This is a genomic window from Corynebacterium sp. HMSC065H09 (assembly GCF_001812845.1).
GTDB lineage: Bacteria > Actinomycetota > Actinomycetes > Mycobacteriales > Mycobacteriaceae > Corynebacterium > Corynebacterium jeikeium_D.
In genome coordinates this window covers 109,392-128,970 of the sequence record NZ_KV810589.1, presented here as the reverse complement: position 1 = coordinate 128,970, position 19,579 = coordinate 109,392, and the positions used below count along the sequence as shown (strand labels likewise).

14 protein-coding genes and 1 tRNA gene are annotated in these 19,579 nt (G+C 60.0%); 9 read left to right on the top strand and 6 right to left on the bottom strand.

Annotation, left to right across the window (positions count from 1 at the left end):
• Positions 1–334: 334 nt before the first annotated feature.
• The 3 genes from HMPREF2878_RS06545 (at position 335) to meaB (ending at position 5,634) form a co-directional block, all read left to right on the top strand.
• On the top strand, positions 335–2,227 hold the full coding sequence (locus HMPREF2878_RS06545; RefSeq protein ID WP_049190710.1) for a methylmalonyl-CoA mutase family protein: 1,893 nt from the start codon (positions 335–337) through the stop codon (positions 2,225–2,227).
• 8 nt (positions 2,228–2,235) lie between these two features.
• Positions 2,236–4,455, top strand: a complete 2,220-nt coding sequence (gene scpA / locus HMPREF2878_RS06540; protein ID WP_005510731.1) for a methylmalonyl-CoA mutase — start codon at positions 2,236–2,238, stop codon at positions 4,453–4,455.
• A gap of 66 nt (positions 4,456–4,521) precedes the next feature.
• Positions 4,522–5,634: a methylmalonyl Co-A mutase-associated GTPase MeaB gene (meaB, locus tag HMPREF2878_RS06535; RefSeq protein WP_048734122.1), complete on the top strand. Its 1,113-nt coding sequence runs from the start codon at positions 4,522–4,524 to the stop codon at positions 5,632–5,634.
• A 60-nt stretch (positions 5,635–5,694) separates the two neighbouring features.
• Here the strand turns inward: meaB and HMPREF2878_RS06530 are convergent, their stop codons facing one another.
• The gene (locus HMPREF2878_RS06530) at positions 5,695–6,027 is read right to left on the bottom strand and encodes an ArsR/SmtB family transcription factor (RefSeq protein ID WP_048734120.1); all 333 of its coding nucleotides are present in this window, start codon (positions 6,025–6,027) and stop codon (positions 5,695–5,697) included.
• A gap of 186 nt (positions 6,028–6,213) precedes the next feature.
• On the opposite strand from HMPREF2878_RS06530, the gene cls reads away from it, so the two are divergent.
• Positions 6,214–7,707, top strand: a complete 1,494-nt coding sequence (cls, locus tag HMPREF2878_RS06525; protein ID WP_070567081.1) for a cardiolipin synthase — start codon at positions 6,214–6,216, stop codon at positions 7,705–7,707.
• A 73-nt stretch (positions 7,708–7,780) separates the two neighbouring features.
• Here the strand turns inward: cls and HMPREF2878_RS06520 are convergent.
• Positions 7,781–7,866: transfer RNA gene (locus tag HMPREF2878_RS06520), tRNA-Leu, on the bottom strand.
• Between the two features lie 226 nt (positions 7,867–8,092).
• On the opposite strand from HMPREF2878_RS06520, the gene HMPREF2878_RS06515 reads away from it, so the two are divergent.
• Positions 8,093–8,653 (top strand): YbhB/YbcL family Raf kinase inhibitor-like protein, encoded by a 561-nt coding sequence (locus HMPREF2878_RS06515; RefSeq protein WP_049193504.1) that lies wholly within the window; start codon positions 8,093–8,095, stop codon positions 8,651–8,653.
• A 135-nt stretch (positions 8,654–8,788) separates the two neighbouring features.
• Here the strand turns inward: HMPREF2878_RS06515 and HMPREF2878_RS06510 are convergent, their stop codons facing one another.
• The 3 genes from HMPREF2878_RS06510 to HMPREF2878_RS06500 all read right to left on the bottom strand — a co-directional run bounded on the left by HMPREF2878_RS06510 (position 8,789) and on the right by HMPREF2878_RS06500 (position 12,097).
• The gene (locus HMPREF2878_RS06510; protein ID WP_049193506.1) at positions 8,789–9,889 is read right to left on the bottom strand and encodes a quinone-dependent dihydroorotate dehydrogenase; all 1,101 of its coding nucleotides are present in this window, start codon (positions 9,887–9,889) and stop codon (positions 8,789–8,791) included.
• On the bottom strand, positions 9,890–11,053 hold the full coding sequence (locus HMPREF2878_RS06505) for a hypothetical protein (protein ID WP_179078157.1): 1,164 nt from the start codon (positions 11,051–11,053) through the stop codon (positions 9,890–9,892).
• A 108-nt stretch (positions 11,054–11,161) separates the two neighbouring features.
• On the bottom strand, positions 11,162–12,097 hold the full coding sequence (locus tag HMPREF2878_RS06500) for an aldo/keto reductase (RefSeq protein WP_016422785.1): 936 nt from the start codon (positions 12,095–12,097) through the stop codon (positions 11,162–11,164).
• Positions 12,098–12,229: 132 nt separating this feature from the next.
• Between HMPREF2878_RS06500 and HMPREF2878_RS06495 the strand changes: the two genes are divergently transcribed.
• Genes HMPREF2878_RS06495 through metH form a run of 4 tightly spaced genes read left to right on the top strand, consistent with a single transcriptional unit; the run spans position 12,230 to position 18,604 of the window.
• A complete protein-coding gene (locus HMPREF2878_RS06495) occupies positions 12,230–13,111 on the top strand; it encodes an undecaprenyl-diphosphate phosphatase (protein ID WP_040361409.1) in 882 nt (293 codons plus the stop codon).
• Positions 13,112–13,129: 18 nt separating this feature from the next.
• On the top strand, positions 13,130–14,485 hold the full coding sequence (gene mshC / locus HMPREF2878_RS06490; RefSeq protein WP_049170567.1) for a cysteine--1-D-myo-inosityl 2-amino-2-deoxy-alpha-D-glucopyranoside ligase: 1,356 nt from the start codon (positions 13,130–13,132) through the stop codon (positions 14,483–14,485).
• Between the two features lie 2 nt (positions 14,486–14,487).
• Complete coding sequence (locus HMPREF2878_RS06485) at positions 14,488–14,895, top strand: hypothetical protein (protein WP_049170565.1); 408 nt, start codon at positions 14,488–14,490, stop codon at positions 14,893–14,895.
• Between the two features lie 49 nt (positions 14,896–14,944).
• Positions 14,945–18,604 (top strand): methionine synthase, encoded by a 3,660-nt coding sequence (gene metH / locus HMPREF2878_RS06480; protein WP_070653074.1) that lies wholly within the window; start codon positions 14,945–14,947, stop codon positions 18,602–18,604.
• A gap of 7 nt (positions 18,605–18,611) precedes the next feature.
• On the opposite strand, the gene HMPREF2878_RS06475 is transcribed toward metH, so the two are convergent.
• A complete protein-coding gene (locus tag HMPREF2878_RS06475; RefSeq protein ID WP_016422790.1) occupies positions 18,612–19,517 on the bottom strand; it encodes a thioesterase family protein in 906 nt (301 codons plus the stop codon).
• Positions 19,518–19,579 lie beyond the last annotated feature (62 nt).

Here is a 19,579-nt window from a genome sequence, read left to right as displayed (position 1 = left end):
GCTCTGCGAGGAGGGCTAGTCAGCGGCTAAAGGCGTTTGCCCATTATTTCACTAGGATGGGAATCAAGGTCACTATGCCTTGGCTCGAGCACTTGACGTGCCCGTCAGCACAAAACCGAACGTAAGGGTATTGCACAAATAGCTGAAAAGTTCAGTGCATGGACACTCGGGTGAGTCTTAGCGTCTGACTAGTGGCTCTTATTGACTATTGGAGGAAGCCAACGCCTTTAAATCCCTTTCCGTCGCGGAGAATTCGGAAATTGTCGCAGCCGAATTTCCTCGGTTATGGATTGATAGAGGCGTTGCTTAGAACATGTAAGGGAGAAGGTCTGTCGTGACTGACCGAACGACCCCCGAATCACCTTCCACGCTGCCACCAAACTTCGAGGAATTGCAGAATTCCTGGTATCAGGGCGTGGCCAAGGTATTCGCGCGGGTGCACAAGCAAGACGTTGCAGATGTACCGCTCGATATTTGGAAACGACTGATTCAGACCACCTATGACGGTGTCGATGTTCGCCCGCTCTACACCCACGCGGACGAGCTCGCGGAAAGCCCAGCTCCGGGCCAGTTCCCATTCGTCCGTGGCGCAAAGGTCACTTCGGACAACACCAACGGTTGGGGCGTTCGGGAAACCTTCGGTCGCCAGTACCCAGGTGAGGATGCACTTGACCCAAAGGCCGTCAACGAGACTCTGCTGACTGCACTGGAAAACGGCACCACGGACATCCGCCTGGACTTCACCGGCTCCCTCGAAGCCGCTGATGTGCCGGCTCTGCTCAACAACGTCTACGTCGACCTTGCTCCGATTGCCGTGCATGCCGGTAAGAAGACTGCGCAGGTTGCGGAAGCACTGACGTCCTACATCGAGCAGGCAAACCCGACTAATCCGGACGCCGTCGCAGTCGAGCTTTCCGCGGCTCCGCTGACCTCCGCTTTTGCCGGTATTGACGATATTTCTCTCGACGAGGCCACGCAGCTGGCCGTCAAGGCGGCTAAGCAGCCGGGCGACGTCCGTGCCCTGCTTGTCGACGGCGTTGTTTTCTCCAACCTGGGTGCAAACAACATCCAGGAGATTGGCTACAGTCTCGCCGTTGGTGTCGCCTACTTGCGTGCGCTGACCGACGCGGGCTTGAGCGCTGAAGAAGCCCTCGGCCAGATCGCTTTCCGCTTTGCCGCTACCGACGACCAGTTCGACACCATTGCGAAGTTCCGCGCCGCTCGCGTTCTCTGGGCCCGCGTTGCTGAGGTTATCGGCGCCCCTGAAGCTGGCCGCGCTCCGATGCACGCCGTGACAGCCCCGGTCATGTTCAGCCAGCGCGATCCGTGGGTCAACATGCTGCGTGTGACTGTCGCCTCCTTCGCCGCAGGTGTCGGCGGTGCCTCCTCAGTTGAGGTTCTGCCGTTTGATTACGCAGTTGTCGGCGGCATGCCGAACGTCTCCAAGACTTTCAAGGCTCGCATCGCTCGCAACACCAATCTGTTGCTGCTGGAAGAGTCTCACCTTGGTTACGTCGCCGACCCAGCAGGTGGCTCCTACTTCGTCGAAGACCTGACCGAAGAAATGGCCGACAAGGCATGGGAGATCTTTACCGGCACTGAGGCCGGCGGCGGTTTCGCCTCCGCGGAGGCCGATATTCGCGCCGCCCTGGACGCTACCTGGGAAAAGCGCCGCGCCGACATCGCACACCGCCGCACCAAGGTCACCGCCATCAACGAGTTCCCGAACCTGGCTGAGGCCCCACTGGCTCCTGAGGCCCGCCCGGAGGGCGACCCGATTCGCCGTTGGGCCAGCGACTTCGAGGCGCTGCGCAACCGCTCCGATGACTTCCTGGCTGAAAAGGGCAACCGTCCGCTGATTGCCATGCTGCCGCTGGGTCCGCTGGCCAAGCACAACATCCGCACTGGTTTTACCTCCAACCTGCTGGCTTCCGGCGGTATCGCCGTCGCCAACCCCGGCCAGGTTGTGCCGGGCGAGGCAGGTTTCGAAGAGGCAGTGAAGGCCTCTCCGATTGTCGTGCTGTGCGCAGCCGACAGCGAGTACGAGGCCTCGGGCCAGGACGCTGTCAAGGCCGCCCGCGCCGCCGGCGCTAAGGAGGTCTTGGTGGCCGGCTCCGAGAAGAGCTTCGCCAATGCCGCTGAGGACGCTCGCCCCGACGGATACCTGAACATGACCATCGATGCTGTCGCGGAGCTGTCCCGACTGCTGAACGAACTGGGAGCGTGAAGGAAGTAATGACCACCATCCCAAATTTCGCTGACATCTCCCGCAACACCGACGACGCAGCCGCTGCCACCAACAAGGCAGCTGCCGCGGAAGCTGGTGAAGTGTGGACCATTCCAGAGGGCATCGATGTCAAGCGCGTCTACGATCGCGCTGACCGCGACGCCGCTGCTGCCGAGGGCCACCCGGTAGATTCTTTCCCGGGTATCGCCCCATTCATGCGCGGGCCGTACCCGACCATGTACACCAACCAACCGTGGACTATTCGCCAGTACGCTGGCTTCTCCACCGCAGCTGAGTCCAATGCCTTCTACCGCCGCAACCTCGCGGCCGGCCAGAAGGGCCTTTCGGTCGCTTTCGACCTGGCTACCCACCGTGGCTACGACTCGGACAACCCGCGTGTGTCCGGCGACGTCGGTATGGCCGGCGTGGCAATTGACTCGATTTACGACATGCGTGAGCTCTTCCAGGGCATTGACCTGGGCGGCGTCTCGGTGTCTATGACCATGAACGGCGCTGTGCTGCCGATTCTGGCCTTCTACATTGTCACCGCTGAAGAGCAGGGCGTTTCGACCGAGCAGCTGCGCGGTACGATCCAGAACGACATTCTCAAGGAATTCATGGTTCGTAACACGTACATCTACCCGCCGAAGCCTTCGATGCGAATCATCTCCTCGATCTTCGAGTACACCTCGGCAAAGATGCCGAAGTTCAACTCGATTTCGATTTCCGGCTACCACATTCAGGAAGCGGGCGCGACGGCCGACCTTGAGCTCGCTTACACGCTTGCCGACGGCATCGAGTACCTGCGGGCCGGTATTGACGCTGGCCTGGAAGTTGATAAGTTCGCTCCGCGTCTGTCCTTCTTCTGGGGCATCTCGATGAACACCTTCACCGAGATCGCCAAGCTGCGTGCAGGCCGCATCCTCTGGTCCGAGCTGGTTGGCAAGTTTGGCCCGAAGAACCCGAAGTCCCAGTCCCTGCGTACTCACTCGCAGACCTCTGGTTGGTCGCTGACCGCTCAGGATGTCTACAACAACGTCGCGCGTACTGCTGTTGAGGCTATGGCCGCAACACAGGGCCACACCCAGTCGCTGCACACCAACGCACTGGACGAGGCTCTGGCACTGCCGACTGACTTCTCAGCCCGTATTGCTCGTAACACTCAGCTGCTGCTTCAGCAGGAGTCCAACACCACGCGTCCGGTTGATCCGTGGGCTGGTTCCTACTACATCGAGTGGCTGACTAATGAGCTGGTCAAGCGTGCACGCCAGCACATCGACGAGGTCGAAGAGGCCGGCGGTATGGCACAGGCCACCATCGAGGGCATTCCGAAGCTGCGTATTGAAGAGGCTGCAGCTCGTACGCAGGCCCGTATTGACTCGGGTCGTCAGGCTCTCATCGGCGTGAATAAGTACCAGGTCGAAGAGGACGAGGCCATCGAGGTTCTCAAGGTTGAGAACTCCCGCGTGCGCCAGGAGCAGATTGACAAGCTGGCTCGCCTGCGCGCCGAGCGCGACGAGGAAGAGGTTCAGAAGGCACTGGCCGCTCTGACCGACGCTTGCCGTAACCCGGGTGAACCGGGGGACCTGGACAAGAACCTTTTGAAGCTCGCTGTCGACTGTGCTCGCGCCATGGCCTCCATCGGTGAAATCTCCGACGCCATGGAAGAGGTCTTTGGCCGCCATCAGGCCGAGATCCGTACTCTCTCCGGCGTCTACAAGGACGAAGTTGGCAAGGAGGGAGCCGTGTCCAACGTCTCCAAGGCCATCGCCATGGCCGATAAGTTCGAAGAGCAGGAAGGTCGCCGTCCCCGTATCTTCCTGGCCAAGATGGGCCAGGATGGTCACGACCGTGGCCAGAAGGTCATCGCGTCCGCCTACGCGGACCTCGGCATGGACGTTGACGTGGGACCGCTGTTCCAAACTCCGGAGGAGGCCGCCAAGTCGGCAGTCGACTCGGATGTCCACGTCGTCGGTGTTTCTTCGCTGGCCGCCGGACACCTGACGCTCGTTCCTGCCCTGCGCGATGAGCTGGCAAAACTGGGTCGTGAGGACATCATGATTGTTGTCGGTGGTGTTATCCCACCGGGCGACTTCCAGGAACTCTACGATGCCGGCGCCGCGGCTATTTACCCGCCGGGCACTGTCATCGCTGATTCGGCAATCGACATGATGACCAAGCTCTCTAACGAGCTGGGCCTCGACCTTGCCGTTGACGAAGAGTCCTAAATAACTACCGCATCCGCGCTGGGCTGACTGTTCAGCTCAGCGCGTTGTCGGAATTGAGAAGTAGCGATGAACGAGTATCTTGAAGAAAACCTGGGCACCCTCGTCACTACCGCTGGCACGGTCGTTGAGGGAAAGACCGCTGTAGCCCCCGAAGTCGTCCGCCGTGCGCGACGACGGATCGATGTCGACGACCTCTTTGAGGGCGTGCGGGCTGGAAACCGCACTAAGTTGGCCCGGGCAATCACGCTGCTGGAGTCGACTGCTCCGGCGCATAAGGTGCTGGCTCAAGAGCTACTGGTGAAGTTGCTGCCATTTTCCGGCAAGGCCATGCGTGTCGGCCTTACCGGCGTCCCCGGCGTCGGTAAATCAACCACGATTGAAACCCTCGGACTGAAGCTGATCGAGGAGGGCCACCGCGTTGCAGTGCTGGCCATCGACCCGTCGTCGACGAAGTCCGGTGGTTCGATTCTGGGCGACAAGACCCGTATGTCCCGACTCTCGGCCGCGGATGAAGCCTTCATTCGTCCGTCGCCCTCTGCGGGCACACTCGGTGGTGTCGCCAAGGCAACGCGTGAGGCCATGGTGGTGCTCGAGGCCGCAGGCTACGACATTGTCATCGTCGAAACTGTCGGCGTCGGTCAGTCCGAGGTCGCGGTGGCCCAGATGGTGGATACGTTTGCGTTTCTGGCACTCGCCGGCGCTGGTGACCAGCTCCAGGGCATCAAGAAGGGTGTGCTGGAGATGGCCGACGTGATTTCTATCAACAAGGCGGATGGTAAGAACTTGCGCCCGGCAAAGCGCGCTGCGCGTGATCTGATGACGGCCATGAAGATGGTTCGTTCCTCAGACCAAGTCTGGACGCCACCGGTACTGACTATGTCGGCATTGGAGGACGACGGCATCGACAAGTTCTGGCAAGCCATCGAAGACCATGTCGAGGCTATGCACGAGAATCATCTCTTTGATGAAAACCGCGCTAACCAGCAGATTAAGTGGATGTGGTCCATGGTTCACGAGACGCTCTTGCAGCGGCTCAACACCAACGAGGCTGTGCAGACAGAGAGCACCCTGGTGGAAAAACAACTCCGCTCGGGGCTGCTCACACCGACGCTCGCCGCCCAGCGCATCATGGAGGCATTTGACCAGGGAAGGGCATCGAACGCCGGGCTCGCCAACTAGGTTCAGAAAGGCGCGGGGTTTTCGTCGTAAAGCGAGTAAAGCGGGCGTATCCGTGTGCGCCTACTGACCGCGGTGATGGGGCGGATCGCTGTAGAGCGTGTGTTCGGCGAAGTGGAGAGCGTTGACCACGAGGTTGGTAAGGTGCTCGTCGGGCTGAGAGTAGAAGCTAGACGTGCCCTCCTTGCGGGTCTGCACCATATTGGCCATGCGCAACTTCGCCAGGTGCTGAGAAATCGCGGGGACGGGGCGATCGAGCGCGCTAGCGATGGCGGTGACGGTCATCTCCCCGTCACGGAGGAGCGACAGGATCGAGAGACGCGTCTTGTCGGCCATCAACTTCAGTACGTTAGTGGCAACGTCGAACTCGGTGCTCGTAGGAGCCTTCTCAGTCATTTGGAGGGGTAGTCCTTTCGAAGTCGACATGCCAAACGCTTGCGATGTTCAATGAGTTGAACCTTACTACGTATTGATACCAGTATTCAATTTCAGATGTCACAATAGGCTGTCACGAAAAGGGGAGAGTGCACCTAAGGGGCCGCGACCAAAGGTACTGAAAATTCCTTCAGTAATATCATCTGCATGGATTGGTTGATGGGTACCTTCCCGTGGCTGGTGGAGGACTTAACGTGGTGGCAAGTACTATTTTTCGCACTCGACTACACGATTAAGTTCATCGCGATTGGATGGGTGCCGGAAAACCGAAGCCCATCGGCTTCGACGGCGTGGCTGCTGCTGATTCTGCTGATTCCATTTATCGGCCTACCTCTGTTCCTCTTCCTGGGCTCGCAGCAGATTACGGGCCGTCGGCATGAGGTACAGGCACTGGCACAGGAGCTCATTGCGGAACGTACCGAGCATCTGCCCGACGTACCGGACGATGCCGAGATAGAAGATGACGTTGTCAACGTATTCAAGCTCTCGCGCCAGCTCACGGGAATGCCGGCAATTGCCAGCGCGGAAAAGGGACTTTTCACCGAATACGACGCCTCCATTGACCGCATGATTGAGACCATCGATGCGGCCCAGAAATCAATCCACGTGCAGTCCTACATCTTTGCACTGGATTCCAGCACGGAGCCTTTCATACAGGCTCTTGAACGCGCGCACGACAGGGGACTAGAGGTCAAGGTACTGGTCGATCCAATTGGTTCGTGGAAGTACCCCGGCTACTACAAGCTGAAAAAGCGCCTGGACCAGGCTAAAATCTCCTGGCACCCGATGCTGCCCGTGAGCTTGCTGAAGCTCACCTGGCGCCGCCTGGATCTGCGTAATCACCGCAAGCTCGTAGTTGTTGACGGCGACATTGTATTCATGGGCTCGCAGAATTTGATTGAGCCCGAATATCAGAAGAAAAAGAACCATAAGATCGGCCGTCGCTGGGTGGACACGTGGATTGAGCTCGAGGGCGATATTGCGCTGGCCTTCGACGCAATTTTCGCGGTTGATTGGACCAGCGAGCTATACAAGACCCCAGACGCCACCAGGGACTATTCACTCCACAACACCGAAGTCAACGACAACTACAACGTTGTCCAGGTGCTGCCGTCGGGTCCGGGCTTCAGCACGGAGCCGAACCTGCGCGTCTTCAATAACATGATCTACCAGGCACACGAGCGGATTATCGCCGTCAGCCCGTACTTCGTCCCCGACGAATCCATGCTCATGGCGCTGACCTCTGCCGCATATGGAGGCATCGACGTCCAGCTCTACGTCAACGAAGAGTCCGATCAGTTCATGGTCGGCCACGCGCAGCAGTCCTACTACCAGGCACTGCTAACCGCTGGCGTGAAGATCTACCGCTATCCGGCGCCTGCGGTCCTGCACTCCAAGTTCATGGTTATCGACGACCGCATGGCCATGTTCGGCTCCTCCAATCTGGATATGCGCTCGTTCGGCCTCAATTACGAGATCACGCTTCTTTCCGCCGCCGGTTCCATCGTGGACAAACTGATCACGCTTGCCGACGAGTACCGTGACAAATCTTTCCTGCTCACACAGGAGGAATGGAATGACCGGCCCCTTCGCCAGCGCTACCTGGACTCTGTTTTCCGTTTGACCTCGGCGCTGCAATAGGCCAGTACCGTACGACAGATAAAGCAAAAATCCCGAGAGCTGCATTTGCTGCAGTTTCTCGGGATTTATCTTGTGTCCGGAGGGGGACTTGAACCCCCACGCCCGTTAATAGGGCACTAGCACCTCAAGCTAGCGCGTCTGCCATTCCGCCACCCGGACCGGGTAGGAAGCACTTCCGTGCTGACCTGTGATACTGTATCCCGACTACATAATGAAACACAAATTGGCAGGTCAGCAGGGTATTAGCGCGCCAAACCTGGGTGTAATTACATCAGCGGTGTTAGCCCCGCATCCGCCTTGGATTCGCACTGAGAATCAGGCCCTGCAGATAGGGAGTCTTGTGAAGTCCCTGCAGCGCGCTCATAAAGTAGGCACACTGGTAGTTATGACTACGAATTCCAACGACACCGCAAATGCTCCGGTTTTCCCGGGACCAGATCCGTACGCACCGCTGAAGGATTTGCCAACCTTCGAGCTGTCCTCGCCAGATATCAAGGACGGCGAGAAGATTGCGGATGAATTCCGCGCTCCGTCGAATGTTTCCCCACAACTGGATTGGGCAAATCTGCCGGAGGGCACTAAGTCCATTGCCGTGACCTGCTTCGATCCGGATGCTCCGACCGCTTCGGGCTTCTGGCACTGGGCTGTCTTCAACATTCCAGCGACCGAAAAGGGTCTGCCACAGGGAGCTGGCTCCGAAGACGGCTCTAAGCTGCCAGAAGGCGCTATCCAGCTTGTCGGCGACTCGGGCATGCGTGGTCACTACGGAGCTAACCCACCGGCGCAGCATGCCCCACACCGTTACATGTATGCGGTGCACGCGGTCGACGTGGAGAAGCTTGAAGTTCCGGGAGATGCGACGCCGACCGTGCTTGGCTTCAATCTGTACTTCCACTCGATTGCGCGTGCCATCATCACGCCGTGGTGGGAGAACGTCGGGGAGTAAGGATACGACGCCCACACGGGCAACTACCGACCGGGCGCGCTACTCATACAGAAAACCCGGGGCCAGCGCCTTCATGGCAGCTGGCCCCGGGGTCACGTGTTTATTGGGTTAGGAAGCCTCAACGGCTTTCAGCAGTTAACCACGCCACGGCAGACCACAGCCGACTGCCTCCGAAATGGAGTAGAATCCCTGAGCTCGAATCTGGCGAGCCAACCCTTGGTGAATGTCACGAATCCAGTCCGGACCGCCATAAATCAACGGTGTGTAGCCCTGCAGTAGGGAAGCGCCGTTGGCAATCCGCTCCCACGCCTGCTCAGCAGTTTCAATGCCGCCGACGCTGATGAGAACTAGTTTGTCTCCGACGCGCTCGTGCAGCAGCTTCAGCACCTCTAGTGACCGAGCTGCCACAGGAGCACCCGAGACTCCACCGGCCCCCATCTCCGCGACCTCATCCGCGGGCGTACGCAGGCCCTCGCGAGAAATGGTGGTGTTGGTGGCCACAATGCCTGCCAGCCCAAGGTCAACCGCCAAGTCAGCAACTGCGATGACATCATCGTCGGAGAGATCAGGAGCAATCTTGACCAGCACCGGCGAGTCGGTCTCCTCAGTCACCGCTGCCAGAATCGGGCGCAGTGACTCCACTGCCTGAAGGTCGCGCAGACGCGGCGTGTTCGGTGAGGAGACGTTAACAACAACGTAGTCCGCCAAGCCGCCGAGCTGGCTAGCCGATTCTCGATAGTCATCGACGGCCTCTTCCAGCGGAGTCACCTTTGTCTTACCAATGTTGATACCGATGACGTCGTCACTGCGACGCGCCCGCAAGTTCTCCGCTACAGCAGCGGCGCCGGGGTTGTTGAAACCCATGCGGTTCAAAATGGCGCGGTCTTCCTTCAGACGGAACAGACGCGGGCGATCATTGCCCGGCTGCGGCTTGGCAGTCACGGTTCCCAGTTCCGCGTAGCCAAAACCAATTGGCCCCCAGCAATCCGGAGCAATAGCAGCCTTGTCGAAGCCTGCGGCGAGCCCCAGCGGACGCGGGAAGTCCACGCCGAACACGGTTTGACGCAGCACAGCATCGTCAACAACGAGTAACTTGCTCACCGCCCGCTGTAGACTCTCCGACTTCTGCAGCCCCTTCAGGGTCTTCGAGATGGCCTCGTGAATCTGCTCCGGTGGGACCTGGAACATTGCCTTTAGCGCGAGTTGATAGGACTTGGCGCGAAGTTTCGAAGGCATCTACTTAGTCTCTCCCTCGGAGTCGTCTGCTCCCTTGGTGTCACCTGCACCGGTCGGTAGTTTATCGGCTGGTTCCCGAACCGACATCTCCTCACGAATCTTCTCTGCATCCTGCTTGAAATCAGCAATTGCCTTATCGACGTCCGCGGAGTCAAAAATCTGGGCCCCGTCACCGGTAGCCGAGAAGACGCCAATCTGGCCATCCTCGGTGGCAACAATCGACTGTGGATCTGCAACCGTGTTGATGTCCGCGACCTTGACTGGGGTACCCGAGCTGATGTCGTAGCCAGTCAGCTTGTTCACCTTCGTCGAAGTCACCCAGACAATTCCGCGCGATTCATCGACCGCTACCGCCCACGGAGCCTCCGGGGCCGGAGCTGCCTGGTGGAGGCGAATGACGTCAGTGGCAGTGTAAATAAGAAGCTGGTTGCCCTTGGTGTCTGCGGCAGCAATGACATGATCACCGGAAGCTACCTTGCCGACGCCGATACCCGCACGCAGCGCAGAGCCAGCGCGGGACTCATCGAGCTTGAGCTCATGCACCGAAGTCTCCGGACGGTTGACCTCTAACAGCTTGACGTCCGCGTCATTGTCCGCTTTGGGAATCTCAACGAGCTGCGACCCGTTATTGGCAGCCTTGAAGTCACTGGCCAACTCACCATCAGCGCCGAACACATCGACGACATTGCTATCCGCATGGGCACCGATGATGCGGCCGCCTTCCAGGCCAACTGCGGCGGAGTAGTTGGTGCCACGGCCGACAACGGCCGTTTCCGTAGCCTGGTCAGTAATGACGTGGATGCCATCTTCACACGGCAGCAAAGCGTTAGGGCCGCCCGGCGCGAGCTCACCACACTTCGCGCCCAGCTTCATTGATCGCTCAATTGGGTTATTCAGCGGACCGGCAAAGATTTTGTCCCCGGCCTTCAGGACAACTCGGTCGCCGACCAGCACGGCATCGGTAACGTCCTCATCAATCTTCTTGGCCCTCCCGATAGCAGTATCGGGAGCAGCGGGTGAAGCGGCCGGCACTGGCGTGGCGTTGCCCATTCCGGCATCGATGTCTCCTTCCACATCGGAGGAGCACCCTGCCAGGACCACTGCGCTAGCGGAAAGCCCCGCTAGAAGGGAGGTTATGACACGTCGACGACTGTTTTCACTCACGCTATAGAAACTACCACCCCGGCCTGATTACTTTGTGGACGCCTCCAGCCGTGGGAGGCTCTCGCATTCGTTGTGCCTTATAAGTCTTTATAAGAATGCGGTTACTGATTACAGCGTGACGTCGTCAAGCGCGTTGCAAATCTGCGGTGGCAGCGTGAGTTGTTCGGCGGTGAGGTTTTCGCGTAGCTGAGCGCGGTCTCGAGCGCCAACGAGGATCGAGGTGACGCCCGGCCGATCGCGTGCCCAGGAAATCGCTGCGACGGCAGCACTGACGCCGAGCCCCTTGGCTGCGGTGGTCAGCGCGCCTGCAACCGTGACGCCGCGCGTGTCGAGATAGTCCTGTACCTCTGCGTCGGCGTGTTCGGAAGCAGCGCGGGAGTCCTCGGGAATGATGTGCTGGTATTTGGCGGTCAAAACGCCTTGGGCCAGTGGGGCGCCACCGATAAAGCCGAGCCCCAAATGCTCACAGGCGGGCAGTAGTTCAGCCTCAGGGCTTCGCTGGAGCAGCGAGTACTCATGCTGCGCGAACACCGGAGCGATTCGATCCGCGGCGGCATGCGTCACCGCCGCCTGCCAACCGCTGTATCCACGCACTCCGGCGTAACGTACTTTCCCCGTGAGCACAGCCCATTCCAGGGTATCGGCGACCTCTTCCGGTGGGGTCAGCCCATCCCAGTAGCCGGGCGACCACAGATCAATGTGTTCGACGCCGAGGCGTGCGAGCGTATCGTCGAGGTCCTTTTGCAGTGTCTTACGCGAGCAGTCCACGCGCCTGCCGACGGGCCGCTCGGGGTGTATGCCAGATGCGACCGAGAGCACCAATTCGTCGGCGACACCGCGCTTTGCGATGACTGCACCCAGCATGTCGGCAACAGTGTCGCCGCCGTGGAGTGGGGAAGCGTCGACAAGGTTGCCTCCGGCGTCGAGGAAGTCCGTCAGGATGCGTCCGGCTTCGTCTTGCCTGGTACCCGCACCCCAGGTGGCCGTACCCAGCCCCAAGGCGGAGACGCGTAAACCGCTGTTGCCCAGAATTCGTTGTTGCACGATTTTTACTTTAGGACACCCGTGTGCGGTCGCGGGAAAAGTTCCGCGGGAGAGGTCTCGCTATCGCCGCACCGAAACCTCGCTATAGCCACAACACAAACCGGACGAGTAGCCTATACACCCGTGACTATCATGACGACACTAAGCGCCTCAGCAGATACCGCTGCCGATACCGCCGGCACCGGTATGACCTGGGCGCAGACAATCATCCTGTCCGTAGTGCAAGGTCTGACGGAATTTCTCCCGGTGAGTTCCTCGGGGCACCTTCGGATTGTCTCCGAGCTGCTGTGGGGCCAGGACGCCGGTGCATCCTTCACCGCTGTGGTGCAGCTTGGCACCGAATTGGCTGTGTTGGTGTTCTTCGCCAAGGACATCTGGCAGATCCTCACTGGCTGGTTTGCCGGTCTGTTCAATAAGGAAGCCCGCGGTTTCAACTACCGCATGGGTTGGATGGTGATTGTCGGTACGCTGCCGATTGCCATCATCGGTGTGCTGGGGAAGGACCTCATCCGCGATAACCTGCGCAATCTCTGGATTACAGCCGCTGTGTTGGTGCTTTTCTCCTTTGTCTTTATCGCCGCAGAGAAGTTCGGCCGTCGTGAGCGCAACTATGAAGAGCTGACCATGCGAGATGCCATCGTCATGGGTTTCGCGCAGTGCCTGGCGCTCATTCCGGGTGTGTCGCGCTCGGGCGGTACGGTGTCTGCCGGCCTGTTCTTGCACTTGGACCGAGAGGTTGCAACGCGCTTTTCCTTCCTGCTGGCTATCCCCGCTGTTTTCGCTGCTGGAATTTTTTCGCTTCCAGACGCGTTTGACCCTGCGGCGGGACAGGCCGCTAGTGGTGCGCAATTGGCCATCGGTACGCTGATTGCCTTCGTCGTCGGCTATGCGTCTATCGCATGGCTGCTGAAGTTTGTGTCGAACCACTCCTTCGCTTGGTTCGCCGCGTACCGCATCCCGGTCGGTTTGATTGTTATGGTGTTGCTCGGCTTCGGCACGATCAACGCTGTTTAGTGAGGTAGTGAGTATTTAATGCATTCGTGGCCCCAACCACAGGTTCCCAGTCTCGGCGATGCGCGTTTCGATGTGTTCAACCGCGCCAGCAATACAGGTAAGGCGCATTCGCTTGACGACGAAAACTCAACATCGGTACCCCTACGCCTCTACGACACCGCGGATCAGAAGGTCTCCCAGGTGGAAGCGGGACCGGAGGCGACCATGTACGTGTGTGGCATCACACCCTATGACGCCACGCACCTGGGGCACGCAGCAACCTACCTCACCTTTGATCTGATTTACCGTCAGCTGCTGGACAATGGACACTCGGTGCATTACGTGCAGAACATCACCGATGTCGATGACCCGTTGTTCGAACGTGCGGAGCGCGATGGGGTGGACTGGCGCGAGCTGGGCACCTCGCAGATTGATTTGTTTCGCTCGGATATGGAAAACCTGTCGGTGATTCCACCGCGCGACTATATCGGCGCCATTGAGTCCGTGGGCGAGGTCGTGGAAATGGTCGAGAAGCTGCTGGAGAATGGCTCAGCCTACCAGCTCACCGATGACGAGTACCCGGATGTGTACTTCCGCAAGACTGCCACTGAGAACTTTGGTTACGAGTCCAATTACTCGGCAGAGCAGATGGCGGAGTTCTTTGCGGAGCGCGGTGGCGACCCGGATCGCCCGGGCAAGGAGGACCCACTGGACGCGCTGGTGTGGCGTGCCGCTCGCCCCGGGGAGCCAAGCTGGGAGGCTCCTTTTGGTGCGGGCCGGCCGGGTTGGCACATTGAGTGCTCGGCGATTGCCACCAACCGCCTGGGGAAGAGCTTCGACATTCAGGGCGGTGGCTCGGATCTCGCGTTCCCGCACCACGAGTTCTCGGCGGCTCACGCTGAAGCCGCTACTGGCTGTGCACGTATGGCGCGCCATTATGTTCACGCTGGCATGATTGCGCTCGATGGCGTGAAGATGTCCAAGTCGCTGGGCAACCTGGTGTTTGTCTCCAAACTGGTGGCCGCCGGCGTCGACCCGAGTGCTATTCGTATTGGCGTGTTCGCCAGCCATTACCGCTCTGATCGCGATTGGTCGGACGAGGTGCTGGAGGCGGCCAAGGCACGTCTCGAGGCCTGGCGAGCGGCTTGCGCAGCTACTAAGACTGCCACCGATGAGAAGGCTGTACGCGCAGCAGCGGCACTGGTTGCCGATGTGCGCGCAAGCCTGGCCAATGACCTGGATACGCCGGCTGCTCTGGCCGCTATCGATGCCTGGGCTGCGGAGTGGTCCTCGGCTACCGGCAACAAGGCAGATGCTGGCACAGTAACCGGCGCAGCGGGTGCCGGAGAATTCGTTGCCGCCGCGCTGGACGCGCTGCTTGGCGTTAAAATTTGAGCATGAGCAACTCAGATCTGTCTGCTGTCGAAGTAACGCAAGAGAACATCGATAAGCTAGTTGCCGATTTGCGCATGTTTGCCACCGGCAGCTACCTGCAGCCCGAGGAACGCGAGTTCTGGGAGCCACTTTTTGACGAATCGGTAGCCGACCAGGTCGGGGAAGCCCTCCGTGGGGCCGCCGCTGGTATTGATCAGGCGGCGGAGCTGGCCGTCGATAAGCGAGAAGAAGCCGCAACGCAGGCGGTAGAGAACTGCCTACAGCGCGTGGCTGCGATTGAGCATGAGCACGGTGGCTCGATTTTTGATGAGGAGCTCGACGAGATTCTCGCGATTATCAATTCCGCAACGAAGGCTGTCGGTTTGGACCTGCCTGCGGTGAAGGCGGAAAGCTACTTTGAGATGGAATAACCAGCCCGATTAACGGCGCGGTTATGAAAGTAGACTAAGGTGTCTATTCATGACTGATCGCCACTCTTCCGAGTTCCTCACCGCACTGCACAGCCGTGTACTCATTGGCGATGGCGCCATGGGTACCCAGCTGCAGTCTTTTGACCTCGACGTTGACGCGGACTTCCTCGGCTACGAGGGCTGTAATGAGATTCTCAATGACACTCGTCCCGACATCATCGAGACGATTCACCGGCGTTATTTCGAGGCCGGCGCCGACCTGGTGGAAACCAATACCTTCGGCTGCAACTTCCCGAACCTCGCGGATTACGACATTGAAGACCGTATTCAGGAGCTAGCGCACAAGGGCACCGCAATCGCCCGCAAGGTCGCTGACGAAATGGGGCCGGGGCGCGAGGGTATGCGACGCTTTGTCCTCGGTTCGCTGGGCCCGGGCACGAAGCTGCCGTCTTTGGGGCACGCTCCGTACGCTCAGCTTCGCGACGCTTACACGGAGGCCGGACTCGGCATGATTTCCGGTGGCGCGGATGCGTTTTTGATTGAGACCTGTCAAGACTTGCTGCAGGTCAAGGCAGCAGTCAATGGCGTCAAGGCCGCCATGCGACAGGCTGAGAAGAAGATTCCGATTGTCGTCCACGTGACTGTCGAGACCACAGGCACCATGCTGATGGGCTCGGAGATTGGTGCAGCCCTGGCAGCGCTGCAGCCGCTGGGTATCGACATGATTGGCCTGAACTGTGCAACGGGTCCGGACGAGATGAGCGAGCACCTACGCTACCTGTCCAATTTCGCCTCCATCCCGGTATCGGTAATGCCGAATGCGGGTCTGCCAGTGCTGGGTAAGAACGGTGCGACCTACCCGCTGACCGCCCCAGAGCTGGCCACAGCGCTGCGCGGCTTTGTTGAAGAGTTTGGCCTGGCGATGGTCGGTGGCTGCTGTGGTACCACACCGGAGCATGTTTCCGCTGTTCGCGATGCTATTACCGGTGCAGGCGCTTACGCTGAGCAGGGCCCTGCTGTTCAGGCAGCACGCCCATCGACGGATCCGAATGCAAAGCCAATCGATGAGGTCGCTTCTCTGTACTCGGCAGCCCCGCTGACGCAGACAACCGGCATCACCATGATTGGTGAGCGCACCAACGCCAACGGTTCCAAGGCTTTCCGCGAGGCCATGCTGGCCGGCGATTGGGAGAAGTGCCTTAACACCGCCCGCGGTCAGGTCACCGATGGCGCACACATGATTGACCTGTGTGTGGACTACGTGGGGCGCGACGGTCGCGATGACATGGCAACCCTGGCATCGCAGATCGCCACCTCGGTGACGTTGCCGGTCATGCTGGACTCCACGGAACCGGAGGTTTTGAAGACTGGCCTGGAGCACCTCGGTGGTCGCTGCGCGGTCAACTCTGTGAACTTTGAAGACGGCGATGGCCCGGACTCGCGCTACCAGCGCATTATGCGCCAGGTTGTTGAGCACGGTGCTGCCGTGGTCGCTTTGACTATCGACGAAGAAGGTCAGGCGCGTACAAAGGACAAGAAGATTGAGATCGCCGAGCGTCTCATCGCCGACATCACCGGCACGTGGGGACTGCGCGAGCAGGACATTATTGTCGACTGTCTGACTTTCCCGATTTCCACTGGCCAGGAGGAAACTCGCCGCGACGGCATCGAAACCATCGAAGCCATCCGCGAACTTAAGCGTCGCCACCCGAACGTGCACACCACGCTCGGCCTGTCCAACATTTCCTTCGGTCTGAACCCGGCGGCTCGCCAGGTACTCAACTCGGTGTTCCTCAACGAGTGCATCGAGGCCGGCCTGGACTCCGCCATTGCCCACAGCTCCAAGATCTTGCCGATGAACAAGATTGACAACAAGCAGCGCGAAGTCGCTCTCGATATGGTGTACGACCGCCGTCGTGAAGCGGGACACCCCGACGGGGAGTACGACCCACTGCAGGTATTCATGGAGCTCTTTGAAGGAGTCTCCGCCGCTGACGCGAAGGACGCCCGGGCCGAAAAGCTTGCCGCCATGCCGCTGTTCGACCGCCTGGCGCAGCGCATCATCGACGGTGAGCGCACGGGTATCGAGGCTGACCTCGATGAGGGCATGAAGGAAAAGGAACCGCTGGCGATTGTTAACGAGGACCTGCTGCGTGGCATGCAGACCGTTGGTGACCTGTTCGGTTCCGGCCAGATGCAGCTGCCATTCGTGCTGCAGTCGGCCGAGACGATGAAGGCCGCGGTGGGCTACCTCGAGGGCTTTATGGATGCCGAGGATGCCACGGGCTCCAAGGGCTCGATTGTGCTGGCCACGGTGAAGGGCGATGTCCACGACATCGGCAAGAACCTGGTGGAGATTATTCTTTCCAACAACGGCTACACCGTGCATAACCTGGGCATTAAGCAGCCAATCGCTACGATTCTGTCCGCCGCCAAGGAACTGGATGTCGACGCCATCGGCATGTCCGGCCTGCTGGTGAAGTCCACTGTGGTGATGAAGGACAACCTGCTGGAGATCAACTCCGCCGGCGATGCCACCCGCTTCCCAGTACTGCTCGGCGGCGCCGCGCTGACGCGTAGCTACGTGGAAGACGACCTGTCCGAGCTCTACCACGGCGATGTCTACTACGGCAGGGATGCCTTCGAAGGACTGCGCATCATGGACGAGCTGATGGCAGCTAAGAAGGGCCTCGGCCCAGACGAGAATTCGCCAGAGGCCATTGCTGCCCGCGAGAAGAAGGAAGCTCGCCGCGCCCGCCGTGAGCGCTCCAAGCGCATCGCCGCGCAGCGCGCCGCCAAGGCTGCTGCTGAAGCCCCCGAGGTGCCGGAGCGTTCCGATGTCGCCGCTGATGTCCCCGTTGCGACACCGCCGTTCTGGGGAACCCGCATTGTCAAGGGCCTGCCCCTCGACGACTACCTGACCACCCTCGACGAACGCGCTCTGTTCATGGGGCAGTGGGGACTGCGCGGCACCCGCGGCGACGAGGGGCCGAGTTACGAGGAACTGGTCGAATCCGATGGTCGTCCACGCCTGCGCGCATGGCTGCAGCGCCTGCGCGCCGAGAACATCCTCCAGCATGCGGCTGTCGTCTATGGCTACTTCCCAGCAGTTTCTGAGGGCGATACCGTACACGTACTGCCGCTACCTGCGGAAGGGGAGCAGCCCGACCCCGCGGCAGAGCCAGTGGTGTCCTGGACCTTCCCGCGCCAGCAGCGTGGTCGCTTCCTATGCATTGCTGACTTCATTCGCTCGCGCGAAGATGCCATCGCCGCAGGACAGACCGACGTCATGCCGTTCCAGCTGGTGACCATGGGACAGCCCATCGCTGACTTCGCCAACGATATTTACGCCAAGAACGAATACCGCGACTACCTGGAGGTTCACGGTATCGGCGTGCAGCTCACCGAGGCGCTGGCCGAGTACTGGCACCAGCGCATTCGCTCCGAGCTCGCGTTCTCCGACGGCACAAGTGTTGGCGCGGAAGACTCCGACGATACCCAGGACTTCTTTGACCTGAAGTACCGCGGCGCTCGTTACTCCTTCGGCTATGGTTCCTGTCCGGATCTGACCTTCCGTCAGGGCATGATTGACCTGCTGCAGCCGGAGCGCATCGGCGTGGAGCTCTCTGAGGAGCTCCAGCTGCACCCAGAGCAGTCCACCGATGCGTTCGTGCTCTACCACCCGGAAGCGAAGTACTTTAACGTGTAGCTTCGCGTTATCCCTGCGGTCGCACCAGCAAGGTCTGCATGCTGCGGCCGATGGGGCCGTGCACATCGTAGAGCTCGCCCGCGGTCATGCCGATTCCGTCCGGCCCAATGGAACCGCGGGCGGCGATGCCCACCCAGCCGCCGTCTTCCGACTGCAACTCCGATTCCGCCGACTTCTCCGAGGCGCCGAGCTGGGGGAGTCGGTGCAGGTGAACCACTAAGTCGGTATTCATAAACGCCCACTGGTGCGGGCTCAGCGTGGCCCCGATACCGTTGGCGGTATCAGCTACCTGCATGACTCGCTCCACCGCAGTCGGCTCCTCCCCGAGCACGATTGGGTACTGCGCGCGAACCCAGTGAATTTGCGTCTCGGCCAGCTCTTCCGTCGCGCCGGCGCGGGCTTCAATTGATTCGATGTAGCCGCCACTCCAATCGTCGGTAAGCGGAATGTACTCGGCGCTGCATTCCTCGGGCCCGGGCACCTGCTTGTCGAATGCACGCTCAATATCCCGCGTATCCGCAGTGGCCATCATCCATGCGGACGCGGTGGCAACTGGTCGCCAGGCACCCTTGACGTCGGCAAGCAATTCGGCTTCGACCTTGGCGATCTGCCGCCCCGGGCGCGAGACCCATGAGCGCGCGCGGAGCTCCGTGTACGGTACAGCCGACAACAGATCCACGGCGATGCGAGTAATACGCATCCCCTCGCTTTCCAGACGGCGGCGCTCCAACATGCGCGTCAGCAGCGCCGACGGCGGCGCACCGTGCTGAAACGGCCCCCACGCCCCATAAGTGAAGCTGGTGGGCATGAAGCGCTCGTAGCTGAGCTCGCCTTCGGTGACCGTCCCTAGCGGAATGAAGTATGCCTCGGGTTGGTCGATAGCCTGGGCGAGCGAATCTTCAGTGGTTGTCATAGCTAGTCGATGCCTTTCATTCACGCGGGACACGTTCATGCGGTGATTTCATGCAGCACCGC